Origin of the sequence: Dietzia sp. JS16-p6b, from assembly GCF_003052165.1 — a bacterium.
Lineage (GTDB): Bacteria > Actinomycetota > Actinomycetes > Mycobacteriales > Mycobacteriaceae > Dietzia.
In genome coordinates, this window is record NZ_CP024869.1 from 1,052,838 (window position 1) to 1,066,680 (window position 13,843).

The following is a 13,843-nucleotide window of genomic DNA, read 5'->3' on the forward strand; positions in this document are numbered from 1 at the left end:
CAGGTCCGGGCCCGACGTCACGGTATCGGCTCGCGGACTACCCTTGCCCCCGTGAGTCGCCGACTGCTGACCCTCCTCGCCGCTCTGGTCCCGGCGGTGCTGCTGCTCGTCCTGGCCACCTCCGCGACGGTTCCGCTCGTGTCCATGGGCCCCGGACCCACCTACGACACGTTCGGCGACGTCCGTGTCGAGGGCGAGGACGGGGTGGAGACGGTCCCCGTCATCGAGATCAGCGGCAGGGAGGCGGACGAGACCTCCGGTGCGCTGCGGATGACCACGGTCGCGGTCCGGGACAACCTCACCCTCCTCGAGGCCACGAGGTTCTGGCTGGACCCGGTGCAGGTGGTGGTCCCGCGTGACCAGGTCTTCCCCCCGGAACGGTCCCGGGACGAGGTCCGCGAGTCCAACGCCGCCGAGATGGTGGGTTCGGAGAACTCCGCGGAGGCCGCCGCCTACAGGTACCTGGGGATCCCGATGCAGCCCAGGGTCGAGGCCGTCGACCCCGAGGGCGCGGCCGCCGACCGCCTCCGTGAGGGTGACGTCCTGACCTCGATCGACGGCGAGCGGGTCTCCGACGCCACCGCGGTGGTCGAGCAGGTCAGCGCCCGGCGGCCGGGCGAGGAGGTCTCGATCGGGTTCACCAGGGACGGGCGCGAGGAGACGACGACGACGACGTTGCAGCCCGCCGGTCCGGACGGCGATCCCGACCAGGGGCGCCTGGGCATCCTCGTCGGTGACACACCGGCGGACGGCACCGACGTCGACATCAACATCGACCCGAACGTGGGGGGCCCCTCGGCGGGGCTGGTGTTGGCGGTCGCGATCGTGGACAAGTTGTCACCGGGGGAGTTGACGGGCGGCGCGCAGGTCGCGGGATCGGGCACCATCCGGCCCGACGGCACCGTCGGCCCGATCGGCGGGATCACCCACAAGATCCGGGCCGCCCGGGAGGCGGGGGCCACGGAATTCCTCGTCCCGTCCGCAAACTGTGCGGAGGCCGTGCAGGACCCACCGGGAGGGATCCGCCTGATCGAGGTGGACACGCTCCGGGGCGCGCTGGAGGCGCTGGAGGAGGCCGTTTCCGGGGGGCAGCCACCGACCTGCGGGTGAGCCGGGGCTTTTCCGTAAGGTGGATTCCACGAGCATGTCCGCCCCAGCAGTCCAGGAGCTTCCCCGGTGTCCGTCCGCCCGGTAATCCCGGTCGGCCGATCGCGATCTCACGTCGCGGCCGAGCCGTCGCCATCTCTATCGTCATCCTCATCGTCCTGATCCAGGTGCTACCGAGGATCAACTCCACGTACACGAACTGGCTGTGGTTCTCCTCGGTCGACGCCACCACCGTCATGAGGACGGAGCTGCTCACGCGGATCGGTCTCTTCGTCGTGGTCGCCCTGCTCGTGGGACTCGCGGTCGCCGCGGGCATCCTGCTGGCCTACCGGTACCGTCCGGTCTTCCTGGCACAACCGGGGATGCCGGACGTGCTGGCGAGGTACCGGGCCGCTCTCGGCGACTCACCGGCCAAGACCGTGCTCTGGGTCCCCGTCGGGCTCGGACTGCTCGCCGGTTCCGTGGCTCAGACGGGCTGGCAGTCGGTTCTCGCGTTCTTCAATTCCACCCCGTTCGGGCAGACCGATGCCCAGTTCGGGATCGACATCTCCTTCTACGCGTTCGAGCTGCCCCTGTGGCGATCGCTCGTCACCTGGCTCATGGTCGCCGTGGTCCTGGCGTTCCTCGCCAATCTCGTCACGCACTATCTGTTCGGTGGGCTCCGACCCGGTGCGCGCGAAGGGGCGTTGACCCGCGCCGCGCGGATCCAGCTGGTCAGTCTCGCGGGACTGTTCATCCTGCTCAAGGCGGCGGCGTACTGGCTCGACCGGTACGAGCTGCTGTTCCGCGAGAACGCGACGTTCACCGGTGCCGGACACACCGACGTCAACGCCCTGATCCCGGCCAAGATCTTCATGTTCTCCGTGGCGATCGTCTGTGCGATCGCCTTCTTCTCCGCGATCGTGATCAGGGATCTGCGGATCCCCGCGCTCGCCACCGTGCTCCTGCTGTTCTCCGCGCTCGTGGTGGGATCGGTCTGGCCGCTGGCGGTCGAGCAGTTCTCGGTCAACCCCAACCGCGCCGAGAAGGAACGGGAGTACATCGCCCGCAACATCGAGGCCACGCGGGCCGCGTACGACATCGGTGACGACCGGGTGACGTACATCGAGGGCTGGGGCTCGGCGGATCCGAACCCGCGGGAGGCGGGGTCGGACGTCACGACACTGTCCAACGTCCGCGTGCTCGACCCGAACGTGCTCTCGCCCACCTTCACCCAGCTTCACCAGCTGCGCAACTTCTACGGTTTCCCCGAGACGCTGGGTATCGACCGGTACACGATCGACGGTGAGATGCGGGACTACCTCGTGGCCGCGCGCGAGCTCAACCCGGAGTCCCTGCAGGCCAATCAGCGAGACTGGATCAACCGGCACACCGTCTACACGCACGGCAACGGGTTCGTCTCCGCGCCCGCCAACCGGGTCAACGAGATCGCCGACGACGCGGGCTCGGACCGCGGCGGCCTGCCGAACTTCCAGATCTCGGACCTCGAGGCCATCAACAGCGGCCAGGAGATGGTGATCCCGGTGACCCAGCCGCGGACCTACTTCGGTCCGCTCATCGCCCAGGCCGACCCCGACTACGCGATCGTCGGCGACAACGGTGAGGGTCCCCGTGAGTACGACACGGACACCGAGCAGTACACCTACACCGGTGAGGGCGGTGTCCCGATCGGCAACTGGCTCAACCGCACGGCCTATGCGCTGAGGTTCGCCGAGCGAAACATCCTGCTGTCCAGTCTGATCGGCCCGGACTCCAAGATCATCTACGACCGCGACCCCCGGGACCGTGTCCAGAAGGTCGCGCCGTGGTTGACGACCGACACCAACACGTACCCGGCCGTGATCGACGGCCGGATCAAGTGGATCGTCGACGGCTACACCACGCTCAAGACGTATCCCTACGCCGAACTGAGTTCCCTGGAGGCCATGACGGCCGACTCCACGAACGAGGCCGGCGGTCGGGTCCTGCCGGACGAGAAGGTCTCCTACATCCGCAACTCCGTCAAGGCCACGGTCGACGCGTACGACGGCACGGTGGACCTCTACGCGTTCGACGAGTCGGACCCGGTGCTGCAGACCTGGATGAAGGCCCTGCCCGGGATCGTGCAGCCCCGGGAGGCCATCTCGGAGGAGCTCGAGCAGCATCTCCGGTACCCGGAGGACCTGTTCAAGGTCCAGCGTGAGCTGCTGGCCCGGTACCAGGTCGACGACCCCGGTCAGTTCTTCACCAACGACGCCTTCTGGTCGGTGCCGTCCGATCCCACGGTGACCTCGTCGATCCAGAACCCGACCCCGCCCCCGGGTGGGCCGGCCGGTGGACCTGCGGGTACCCAGGCCGCGAATGCCGGTCCTGTGGAGGGGCCGAGTCAGCCGCCGTACTACGTGGTGGTCTCCGATCCGACCGACCCCGAGTCGGACGAGCCCTCGTTCCAGCTCATCTCCGCGTTCCGCGGGTACGAGCGCGAGTTCCTCGCGGCGCACATGTCGGCGAGCTCGGACCTGGACACCTACGGCGACATCACGGTCCGGGTGCAGCGGCCCACGGAACCCCTGGCGCAGGGACCCAACCAGGCGCAGGACATCATGATCGCCTCCCCGGCGATCGCGGAGGACCGCCGACTGTGGGGCGAGACGGCCGAGATCACCGAGGGCAACCTGCTCGCGTTGCCGCTGGCGGATGACTCCGTCCTGTACGTGGAGCCCATCTACACGCAGCGCAAGGACCAGGACTCGGCGTTCCCCAGGCTGCTCCGCGTGATGGTCAGCTACGACCGCGCGGTGGGTTACGCGCCGACGCTGTACGAGGCGCTGCGCCAGGTGGGTATCGAGGCCGACCCGGACGTCGTGCGGATCGACGAGAGCGGCGAGGCGGAAGCCGAGGCGGAGGACGCCGCGTCTCCCACCGCTGCCACCGCTCCGCGCCCGGCGGCCCCGGCCACCGGGGGGACGGACGAAGCCGCGCGTGCCGCAGCCGTGCGGGACATCAACCAGGCGCTGAATGCGGTCCGCTCGGCCCAGGGCGGGGACCTGTCCTCACTGGGCCGGGCCCTGGAGGATCTGCAGGAGGCCGTCGACGCCTACCAGGCCCTCGGGAACTGAGTTGACCTGCATGAATGGCAGCCGCAGTGTGAGTTGAGTCATGTTCCGGTCGTTCCGCGTTCACCGATTTGCCTTCCGCGGTGAGTGGCACGTAGTGTCATAGACGCAAACGACGCGGGGTGGAGCAGCTCGGTAGCTCGCTGGGCTCATAACCCAGAGGTCGCAGGTTCAAATCCTGTCCCCGCTACCACGCACTCAGGCCCGGTTCCCCAACAGGGGAGCCGGGCCTGAGGCTATTTCGGCGAAGTGGCTAGCGGCCGGTCCAGCGGGGCTCCCGCTTCTCGGCGAACGCGGCCACGCCCTCTCTGGCGTCGTCGGACAGGATCACGGGGCCGGCCATCTCGCTCTGGCGTCCGAACGCCTCGTCCGGGCTCCAGGTGGGTGCCTCGTCGACGATCTTCTTGCCGACCCTCACCGAGAGGGGGGCGTTGGCGGCGATGCGCCGGGCCGTCTCCATCGCCGTCTCCAGGGCCCTGCCCTCGGGTACCACGGTGTTCACCATTCCCAGTTCGGCCAACCTCGCGGCGGGGAGGGCGTCGCCGAGCAGGGCGAGTTCCAGGGCCACCGGCCTCGGCAGACGGGTGGCCGACCGCCACAGTCCGCCGGCCGCGGCGAGGAGGCCGCGCGTGACCTCGGGGAGGCCGAAGGTGGCGTTCTCGGCGGCGACGATGAGGTCGGCGCACAGCACGAGCTCGAATCCGCCGGCGAGCGCAGGTCCCTCGACCGCGGCGACCGTCGGCGTGGTGGGTGGCTCGGCGGTCAGGCCCAGCGGACCGCGGCGGTCGGTGACCGGCACCTGCCCGCGGTGGGCCCCGGCGAGGTCCATGCCCGCGCAGAAAGTGTCGCCGCTGCCAGTGAGGACGATGGCGCGCACGCTCGAGTCGTCCTCGGCGTCGTCCACCGCGCGCTCCAGTTGGACGGCGGTGGCGTGGTCGATGGCGTTCTTGGCGTGGGGGCGGTTGAGCGTGATCACCCAGACCGAGCCGTCGCGTCGGGTGAGGACCGGGGCCGTGGGCGGTTCCGGGAGCTCCTGCCGCTCGCCCTCGACGACGACCCGGTCGCCGTCGAGACGCAGGGTCCGACGCAGCGGGGTACCGGAGGTGAGCGCGGCGATGTCGTCGGCGCTCTCGCGCCGCAGGAGGACGCGGGCGCCGTCCGGGGTGATCGCGGAGACCACGACTCCCTCCGCGCCACCGTCGCGACCGTGGGGGACGGTCACGGCCTCGATCACCGCGGGACCGTCGAGTTCCGTGCGCGCCGGGCGCGGGGCGGGGCGTTCGATCGCGGGCCTGAGGTGTGCGAACGGGCGGCTCGGCGGCGTGCCCGAGTAGATGCCCAGGGAATGCTTGGTGGCGTACCAGCCCAGCGAGGTGGACAGTCCGACCTGATCCGGGTCCTCGCGCAGCAGCGGCACGAGAGTCGAGACGGCGTGGAGGCCGTAGTTGTTGCCGGGTCCGCCGGCCGAGGTGAGTCCGCCGGTCACGCTGAGTGGCCGCGACGGGTCCTGCCAGGGCAGGCCGAGGGCGCGGGCGCCGAGCTGAACGGCGGAGGGGAAGCACGAGTAGAGGTCGACGGGGCCGAGGTCGTCCGCCGTGATGCCCGCGTGATCGAACGCGGCCGCGCCGGCGGCGGCGATCGCGGGAGAGCGGGTCAGGTCGGCGCGCTCGGAGACGAACCATTCGTCGGTGCCCGAGGCGCCGGCGTGCAGGAACACCCACTTGTCCTGGGGGACCCCGAGCGCCTGGGCTGCCGCGACGCTGGCCACGATCACCCCGGCCGCCAGGTCCACCTGGAGGTTGGCGCACATGAGCTTGGTGTACGGGGCGGACACGGTGCGGTTGGACGCGCTCGGGTAGGCGATCTCCTCGGCGGTGCGGGCGGTCGGGTCCCACGCGAACGGGTTCCGGGCCGCGATGGCGCTGTGGCGCGACCACAGGTCCCCGATGTGCTGCTGGTGGGCCTCGGCCGTCTCGCCGGAGTCGGCCTGCAGAGCGGATTCGATGAGCGAGTAGACGTAGATCGGCGCGCCGAGCCCGACGCTGGTCTCGGCCTCGTTGTTGGCCGGCCGGTCGACCCCGATCACCCGGTCGGGGCCGCGGTCCGGGTCCTGGGTGGTCCAGCGGGGCTCACGGCCCCGGGACTGGAGCGCCGCGACGGTGGCCCCGGCCTCGGCTCCGCTGACCAGGGCGAGGTGGGCGGCCCGGTCCGCGATCCGCTGGGCGGCGTCGTTGACGGCCAGCTGGGCACCGTCGCCGCCGTAGGGAGAGGTCTGCACGGTCTCGGCGGACTCCGCTCCGACGGCTTCGGCCACGAACCCCGCCTGGTCGGGGTAGGTCCAGGAGGCGCTGGGGACCGCGTAGACCAGATCGGCGCGGGGGAGCAGCGGCCCCTCGGCGCCGGTGTCGGCGGCGGCGGCCCGGAGCGCCTCGACGGACATGACGGCCGGTTCGGTGGCGGTGTCCGGATCGGGGTCGCGGCGGACGATCTGGCCCACGCCGATGAGGACCGGGGTCGACGGGTCCAGCATCTCGCCGGTGCGCTCGTGGAGGACGGGTTCGTCCGCGTAGCGCCCGGGCCCGCCACCGCCGTCGACGAGGCCCGCCAGGGCGTCGAGCGACTCGGTCAGGGCCGCCTCGACACTGCGGACGGCGGAGAGGCCGACCGGGCCGCGCACCGGCGGACCGTCCAGGGCGCCGTCGAGGCGGACCGCGCTGCCGTCGGCGGCGGGCACGACAGTGCACCACAGGCCGACCGTGATGCCCATGGGGCCCGCGCCGCGCAGTTCGACCCCGGTCTCGTCGGCCTTCTCGACGGTCCACCGCACCTGGACGGGGATGTCCATGAGAGTCATCTGTTGGACGAGTTGCCCGCCGGTGGTGAGCTTCTCGTCCCGCTCTCCACGCCAGGACAGGTGGAAGGTCAGCCATTCGTGGGTCCGGGTGGTGTCCAGTACCACGTCGAGGATCGCGGTCGGCGGAGCGCTGATCGCGCGCGCGACGTCGACCTGCCGTGCATAGCCGGAGATGCCCTCGGGGGCGGGGACGGTCACGTCTGCAGCGGGCGCCGTCGAACCGATGCCGGGGATGATCCGGGAGGCCAGGTCCGCCAGCGGCGTCACCGCCGTCCGGGCCAGCACAGGAGCCAGGGTGCGGCCGGTGTCGACGAGGCCTTTCATGCGCGATCTCTTGGACATGGATGCCACTTTCCGTCTGGTCAGACTGTTTTGCTGAATCATGCCGATCGGACCGACTCGGCGGCAAGTCGCCGCGGCGGTGGCCCGAGTAATGTCTCGGCCATGGCAGCCCCCCGTCGTCCGAAGCAGGAGCGGTCCGCCGCCACCCGCTCGAAGCTCCTCGAGGCCGCGTACGAGTCGCTGCTCGACCGTGGCTACGGCGCGACGACGGTCGGCGAGGTGCAGAACCGCGCGGGGGTCGCGCGGGGCACGCTGCTGCACCACTTCCCCACGAGGGGCTCGCTCATGGCCGGGGTCGTGGAGGACATCGTCGAACGCCGGCTCCGCGTCCTGACCTCGACGGGCCTCGGCGTCCGGGCTCGCGTGGGAGCCGACGACGGTGCCGACGACGGTGCCGGCGACGGTGCCGACGCCGTCGCAGACCCCGACGCCGGGGCGCGCGACGACGTGCCGTTGGCCACGAGCTGGGACGACGTGGTGGATCTGGTCTGGGAAGAGCTCCAGGGTCCGCCGTTCACGGTGGCCCTCGAGCTCTGGGTGGCCTCCCGGACCGATCCCGAGCTCCGCCGGGCGCTCATCCCTCTCCAGGAACGCATCTTCCGCACGGTGCACCGGAACGTCACGCGTCTGGCGGGGGAGGACCATCCGCGCGCGCCGATGCTGGTGCAGTTCACCATCGACCTGCTCACGGGGGCCCACCTGGCCGGGACCCTGCAGCCCAGGGTCGGAGCCTCGGCCGTGGTCGAGGCCTGGAAGATCGCCGTCCGGGAGCTGGCCCGGACGGACGGGGGACGGGTGCCGGCGCTCCGCTGAGCCGGTCGAGCCGAATCCGTGGAACCGCCGCGGGCGAGGCCGGCACCGCCTAGGTTGGACAGGTGTCTGTTCGCATGTCCGTTGCGACAGGACCCCACCCGGCAACAGCAGGAGACCCACCATGACATCCTCCCTCGACCGCGACGCGTTCCTGATCGGTACCGAGTGGCGCTCACCCGCGACCGACGGCGTCATCGAGGTGGTCAGCCCCCACACCGAGGAGATCGTCGCCCGCGTCCCGGAGGGCTCGGTCGCCGACATCGACGCCGCCGTGGCCGCGGCGCGGGAGGCGTTCGACTCCGGCCCGTGGCCGCGGATGAGCCCCCAGGAGCGGATCGACGTGGTCGCCCGTCTCTCGGCTCTCTACGCCGCGAAGCTGGACGACATGGCGACCCTGATCTCCACCGAGATGGGGTCACCGATCTCGTTCAGTACGCTCGCCCAGGCTCCTGCGCCCTGGATGCAGATCGAGGCGTTCGTCGGCATCGCCCGGGAGTTCCCGTGGGAGGAGACCCGGCCGGGCGTGCTCGGGGGCGAGGTGCTGGTCCGCCACGAGCCGGTGGGCGTGGTCGCGGCGATCCCGCCGTGGAACGTCCCCCAGTTCACCGTGTTGTCCAAGCTGATCCCGGCGCTGCTCACCGGCTGCACGATCGTGATCAAGCCCGCCCCCGAGACCCCGCTCGACACCTACCTGCTGGGCGAGTTGCTCATCGAGGCCGGGGTGCCGGAGGGCGTGGTGAGCATCGTCGCGGGCGGCCGCGAGGTGGGCGAGCACCTGGTCCGCCACCCCGCGGTCGACAAGGTGGCCTTCACGGGGTCCACCGCGGCGGGCCGGAAGATCGGGGCGATCTGTGGCGAGCAGCTCAAGCGCTGTTCGCTCGAGCTCGGAGGCAAGTCCGCGGCGATCGTGCTGGACGATGCCGACCTCACGAGCGTCGTCGAGGGAATCAAGTTCCTGGGCGTGATGAACTCGGGTCAGGCCTGCGTGGCGCAGACCAGGATCCTGGTGAGCCGCGAGCGGCACGACGAGGTCGCCGGCGCACTCGCGGAGGGGATCGGGTCGATGGTCGTCGGCGATCCGATGGACCCCGACACCCAGATCGGCCCGATGGTGGCGCAGCGGCAGCAGGAACGGGTGTCGTCGTACATCGAGATCGGGCAGCAGGAGGGGGCGAAGCTGCTCACCGGTGGCACCGGCCGCCCGGACGGCCTCGACTCGGGGTGGTACGTCCGACCGACCGTGTTCGCGGGGGTCGACAACTCCATGCGGATCGCCCAGGAGGAGATCTTCGGTCCGGTTCTGTCCGTGATCGCCTACGACGACGTGGACGACGCCGTCCGGATCGCCAACGACTCCGACTACGGTCTGGCGGGAACCGTGTGGACCGCGGACCGGGAGGCGGGGCTGGGCGTCGCGCGTCGGGTCCGCACCGGAACCTACGGGGTCAACACGTACACGATGGACTTCTCGGCCCCGTTCGGCGGCTTCAAGGCATCGGGGGTCGGCCGCGAGTTCGGCCCCGAGGGCCTGGCGCAGTACACCGAGGTCAAGTCCGTCTACCTCGACGCGCCCGCGGTCGACGGCTGATACCGCCGTGGTGGGAGAGAACACGACGCCGCTCGAGGTGCGCGACGCCGACCGCGTCCGCACGTTGACGCTCGCGCGACCGGAGGCGCTCAACGCGTTCGACGAGGCCCTGTACGACGCGCTCACCATCGCGTTGCACGAGGCCTCGAACGATCCCACCGTGGCGGTCGTGCTGCTCACCGGGCAGGGGCGGGCGTTCAGTGCCGGGACCGACCTGGCCGAGATGGCCCAGCGGATCACCGATCCCGACTTCGTCCCCGGCGAGCACGGGTTTCTCGGGTTGATCGACGCCCTGACCGGGTTCGACAAGCCCCTCGTCCTGGCGATCAACGGCCTCGGCCTCGGGATCGGCATGACCGTCATCGGGTTCGCCGACCTGGTATTCATGTCCGAGGACGCCCGTCTCAAGTGCCCGTTCACCAGCCTCGGGGTGGCGCCCGAGGCCGCCTCGAGCTACCTGCTGCCCCGGCTCGTCGGGCGGCAGAACGCGGCGTGGGTGTTGCTGTCCTCGGAGTGGATCAGCGCCGCCGAGGCGCACGAGATGGGCCTGGTGTGGCGGCTGTGCGCCCCCGACGACCTGCTGGGGGTGGCCACCGAGCACGCAACACGGTTGGCGAGGCTGCCCATCTCGAGTCTGCGGGCGGTCAAGCGGACCATGGTCGAGCCGCTGGCCCGCCAGATCGCCGAGGCGCGCGAACGCGAGAACCAGTGCTTCGCCGACCTCATGGGCGGCCCCGCGAACTCCGAGGCCCTGGCCGCGTTCGCCGAGGGCCGGCCCGCGGACTTCACCGGGCTGCCGGACGGGGCCTGACCGCGGAGGGCATCGGCCGCCCGCCCGGGCGTCCCGCGCGCGCCGCACGCCCGGAGGGCCGGTGCGCGACGATGATGTGGTGATGCCAGAGGTCGACGTGGTGGTGATCGGCGCCGGTCAGGCGGGCCTGTCCGCCGGATATCACCTGCGACGCCGGAGGTTCGTCCCCGCCGACCGGGCCACCGCCGGCGACCGGACCTTCGTGATGGTCGACGGCGAGGACCGCCCCGGCGGGGCGTGGCGGCACCGCTGGGAGTCGCTGACCATGGCCACCGTCAACGGGATCTTCGGGCTGCCCGGCGCGCCGGTGCCCGAGGTGGATCCCGGAGCGCCCAGCCGGGTGGTCCTGCCCGCCTACTTCGCCGACTACGAGGAGCGCTTCTCCCTCGGGGTCCGGCGGCCCGTGCGCGTGAGGCAGGTGCGCCGCGCCCCGGACGAGCAGGGCGGCCCGGGGCGCGGCCGCCTCGTCGTCGCCACCTCCGGGGTTCCGGGGGAGAGGGCTGGCGGGGACGGTGCGCGGGGCCACGACGACGAGGTGTGGCACGCGCGCTACGTCATCAACGCCACGGGGACGTGGACGCGGCCCTTCTGGCCGTACTACCCCGGGCGGGAGAGCTTCCGCGGGCGCCAGCTCCACGTCCGTGACTACGTCCGCGCGGAGGAGTTCGCCGGTCAGCGCGTGGTGATCGTGGGCTCGGGGATCTCGGCCACCCAACTGCTCGAGGAGATCTCGCGCGGGGCCGACACCCTGTGGGTGACCCGGCGGGAGATCGAGTGGGCCACGGGCCCGCCTCCGGAGAACTTCTCGGCCGCCATCTCGGCGGTCGCCGAGCGCACGGCCACGGGGTTGCCGCCCGAGAGCGTGATCCGGGTGACCGGCATGTACCGCACCCCGTGGATCGATCGGGCGGAGGCCCGCGGGGCGCTGGTGCGGCACCCGATGTTCACCCGGATCGAGCCCGACGGGGTGCGGATGCCGGACGGCCGGCTGGAGCCCGCCGACGCGATCCTCTGGGCCACGGGGTTCCGGCCCGCGGTCGCCCACCTCGCGCCACTCGGCCTCCGGACCCCGGCCGGGGGGATCCGTGTGGCCGACGGCCGGGCCCTCGACGAGCCGCGGCTGTTCCTCATCGGCTACGGCCCGTCCCAGTCGACCGTGGGGGCCAACCGGGCGGGCCGTGACGCCGTCCGCGCGATCGTGTCCGAACTCTGAGAGGCTCAGGGTGGTGGGGCTCGGAGTGGTGGGGCTCAGGGTGGTGGGGCTCAGAGGGTCCGGGAGATCAGCTCCTTCATGATCTCGTTGGTCCCGCCGTAGATCTTCTGCACGCGGGCGGAGGCGTACATCCGGGCGATCGGGTACTCGGTCATGAACCCGTAGCCGCCGAAGACCTGCAGGCAGCGGTCGATGATCTCGCACTGCTTGTCGGTGCAGAAGTACTTGGCCATCGACGCCGTGGCCGGATCCAGCTTGCCCTCCAGATGCAGGGAGATGCAGTGGTCCAGGAGGGTCCGGGCCGCCAGGGCCTCGGTCTTGCACTCGGCCAGCTCGAAGCGGAGGTTCTGGAACTTCAGGATGGGCTTGCCGAACGCCTCGCGCTCCTTGGCGTAGTCGACCGCGAGGCGGACCGCGGTCTCGGCCGCGGCGACGGCGGTGACGGCGATGATGAGGCGCTCCTGGGGCAGCTGCTGCATGAGCTGGATGAAGCCCTGGCCCTCGCCCGCCTCGCCGCCGAGGATGTTGGCGGCGGGGATCCGCATGTCGTCGAAGAACAGCTCCATCGTGTCCTGGTACTTCAGGCCGATCTTGTCGAGCTTGCGCCCGCGGTCGAACCCCGGGAGGTCGGTGGTCTCGGCCAGCAGGAGCGACAGCCCCTGGGCACCCTCGCCACCGGTGCGGGCGACGATGATGAGCAGGTCGCAGTGCATGCCGTTGGAGATGAACGTCTTGGCGCCGTTGACCACCAGGTCGTCGCCGTCCCGCACCGCCGTGGTGCGCAGCGCCTGCAGATCCGAACCCGCTCCGGGCTCGGTCATGGCGATCGCCCCCACCATCTCGCCGGTCGCCAGCTTCGGCAACAGGCGGGTCTTCTGCTCCTCGGTGCCGTACTGGAGCAGGTAGTGGGCGACGATCGTGCTGTGCACGGAGTTGCCCCAACCGTCGTCGAGCGCCCGGGTCTGCTCCTCGGCGATCACGGTCTCGTGGGCGAACGTGCCGCCGCCCCCTCCGTACTCCTCGGGGATGGATATGCACAGCAGGCCCGCGTCGCCGGCCTTGTTCCAGAATCCTCGGTCCACCGCGCCCTCGGCGGCCCACCGCTCGAGGTTCGGCGCGGTCTCCTTGTCCAGGAACGCACGAGTGTGGGCGCGTAGCGCGTCCAGGTCGTCGGTCATCCACGGGGAGCGGTAGGGGGCGGTCTCGAACACGAGGGATCTCCAGGGGTCGGTCGCGTGGGGCCCGGGCGGCCCCGCTCGTCCACCACAATACGAGTGCATGCTTTGCTATGCAATCGTATGGTCGCGGTATCGTCTCCGACATCGACCGGACGCAGACGCCGGTCGAGGGACGAGGAACGGGGTGGCGCACATGGCCGGGACCACAGCCGACCGCGGCGGTGCCGCCGAGGGGGACCTCACCGCGCGGGCGCGGATCCGCTACGCCGCACTGGCCCTGTACGCCGAGTACGGCGAGGACCGGGTCTCGATGCGTCGGGTCGCCGCCGAGGTCGGGGTGACCATCGGCCTGATCCAGCATCATTTCGGCACCAAGGACGGCCTGCGCCGCGCCGTCGACGACCTCGTGGTGGAGCGGGTCGTCGGGGCGCTGGCGACGGTGGAACACACCGGGACGCCGGCGGAGGTGGTGGAGGCCAGGAACGTCGCGGTCCGCGAGATGCTCCGGCAGAACCCGCAGCTCGTGAGCTACCTCAACCGGGCCCTGTTGGAACCCGACGGTCGCGGGGCACCGTTGCTGGAGGCGATCGTCGACCTCACCACCAGGGAGATCGAGGGCCTGCGGCGAGGGGGTCTGGCCTCCACCAGGGCCTCGGACAAGGTGCAGGTGGTCCGTACGCTCGTCGACCAGGTGGGGGAGGTGTTCCTCCGGCCCGTGGTCGAGGCCATCTGGGCCCACATCGGTGGGGATCCGGGCGAGTGCCCGTCGATCCGGATCACGGTCGAGGGTCACTGACGCCGAACGAGCCCGTCGGACGGCTGGCTCGCCGCGAGTAGCGGGG

9 protein-coding genes and 1 tRNA gene are annotated in these 13,843 nt (G+C 71.2%); 8 read left to right on the top strand and 2 right to left on the bottom strand.

The genetic code is table 11. The features are described 5' to 3' along the window. Nucleotides 1–51 precede the first annotated feature (51 nt). The 3 genes from CT688_RS04770 to CT688_RS04780 all read left to right on the top strand — a co-directional run bounded on the left by CT688_RS04770 (nt 52) and on the right by CT688_RS04780 (nt 4,395). Nucleotides 52–1,110 (top strand): PDZ domain-containing protein, encoded by a 1,059-nt coding sequence (locus tag CT688_RS04770; RefSeq protein WP_107755968.1) that lies wholly within the window; start codon nt 52–54, stop codon nt 1,108–1,110. A gap of 104 nt (nt 1,111–1,214) precedes the next feature. Beyond that, on the top strand, nt 1,215–4,205 hold the full coding sequence (locus CT688_RS04775; protein WP_107758006.1) for a UPF0182 family protein: 2,991 nt from the start codon (nt 1,215–1,217) through the stop codon (nt 4,203–4,205). Between the two features lie 113 nt (nt 4,206–4,318). Continuing rightward, nucleotides 4,319–4,395, top strand: a tRNA-Met gene (locus CT688_RS04780). A gap of 60 nt (nt 4,396–4,455) precedes the next feature. On the opposite strand, the gene CT688_RS04785 is transcribed toward CT688_RS04780, so the two are convergent. Further along, nucleotides 4,456–7,398, bottom strand: a complete 2,943-nt coding sequence (locus CT688_RS04785; RefSeq protein WP_159077984.1) for a crotonase/enoyl-CoA hydratase family protein — start codon at nt 7,396–7,398, stop codon at nt 4,456–4,458. Nucleotides 7,399–7,500: 102 nt separating this feature from the next. Between CT688_RS04785 and CT688_RS04790 the strand changes: the two genes are divergently transcribed. From CT688_RS04790 to CT688_RS04805, 4 genes are all read left to right on the top strand, one after another. Continuing rightward, nucleotides 7,501–8,211, top strand: coding sequence for a TetR/AcrR family transcriptional regulator (locus CT688_RS04790; protein ID WP_107755970.1), 711 nt, complete (start codon nt 7,501–7,503; stop codon nt 8,209–8,211). Between the two features lie 121 nt (nt 8,212–8,332). Beyond that, nucleotides 8,333–9,799, top strand: a complete 1,467-nt coding sequence (locus CT688_RS04795; protein ID WP_107755971.1) for an aldehyde dehydrogenase — start codon at nt 8,333–8,335, stop codon at nt 9,797–9,799. A 10-nt stretch (nt 9,800–9,809) separates the two neighbouring features. Beyond that, nucleotides 9,810–10,610: an enoyl-CoA hydratase/isomerase family protein gene (locus CT688_RS04800; protein WP_107758007.1), complete on the top strand. Its 801-nt coding sequence runs from the start codon at nt 9,810–9,812 to the stop codon at nt 10,608–10,610. 82 nt (nt 10,611–10,692) lie between these two features. Next, nucleotides 10,693–11,823 (top strand): NAD(P)-binding domain-containing protein, encoded by a 1,131-nt coding sequence (locus CT688_RS04805; RefSeq protein ID WP_107758008.1) that lies wholly within the window; start codon nt 10,693–10,695, stop codon nt 11,821–11,823. 50 nt (nt 11,824–11,873) lie between these two features. Here CT688_RS04805 and CT688_RS04810 read toward each other — a convergent pair whose 3' ends face one another. Beyond that, nucleotides 11,874–13,034 (bottom strand): acyl-CoA dehydrogenase family protein, encoded by a 1,161-nt coding sequence (locus CT688_RS04810; protein ID WP_107755972.1) that lies wholly within the window; start codon nt 13,032–13,034, stop codon nt 11,874–11,876. A gap of 160 nt (nt 13,035–13,194) precedes the next feature. Between CT688_RS04810 and CT688_RS04815 the strand changes: the two genes are divergently transcribed. Next, nucleotides 13,195–13,797: a TetR/AcrR family transcriptional regulator gene (locus CT688_RS04815; RefSeq protein WP_194861665.1), complete on the top strand. Its 603-nt coding sequence runs from the start codon at nt 13,195–13,197 to the stop codon at nt 13,795–13,797. Nucleotides 13,798–13,843: the final 46 nt, after the last annotated feature.

What these genes read in the sequence shown, in the direction of transcription:
- CT688_RS04785 (WP_159077984.1), bottom strand. Translation starts at nt 7,398, where the DNA reads ATGTCCAAGAGATCGCGCATGAAAGGCCTCGTCGACACCGGCCGCACC.
- CT688_RS04790 (WP_107755970.1), top strand. Translation starts at nt 7,501, where the DNA reads ATGGCAGCCCCCCGTCGTCCGAAGCAGGAGCGGTCCGCCGCCACCCGC.
- CT688_RS04795 (WP_107755971.1), top strand. Translation starts at nt 8,333, where the DNA reads ATGACATCCTCCCTCGACCGCGACGCGTTCCTGATCGGTACCGAGTGG.
- CT688_RS04805 (WP_107758008.1), top strand. Translation starts at nt 10,693, where the DNA reads ATGCCAGAGGTCGACGTGGTGGTGATCGGCGCCGGTCAGGCGGGCCTG.
- CT688_RS04815 (WP_194861665.1), top strand. Translation starts at nt 13,195, where the DNA reads ATGGCCGGGACCACAGCCGACCGCGGCGGTGCCGCCGAGGGGGACCTC.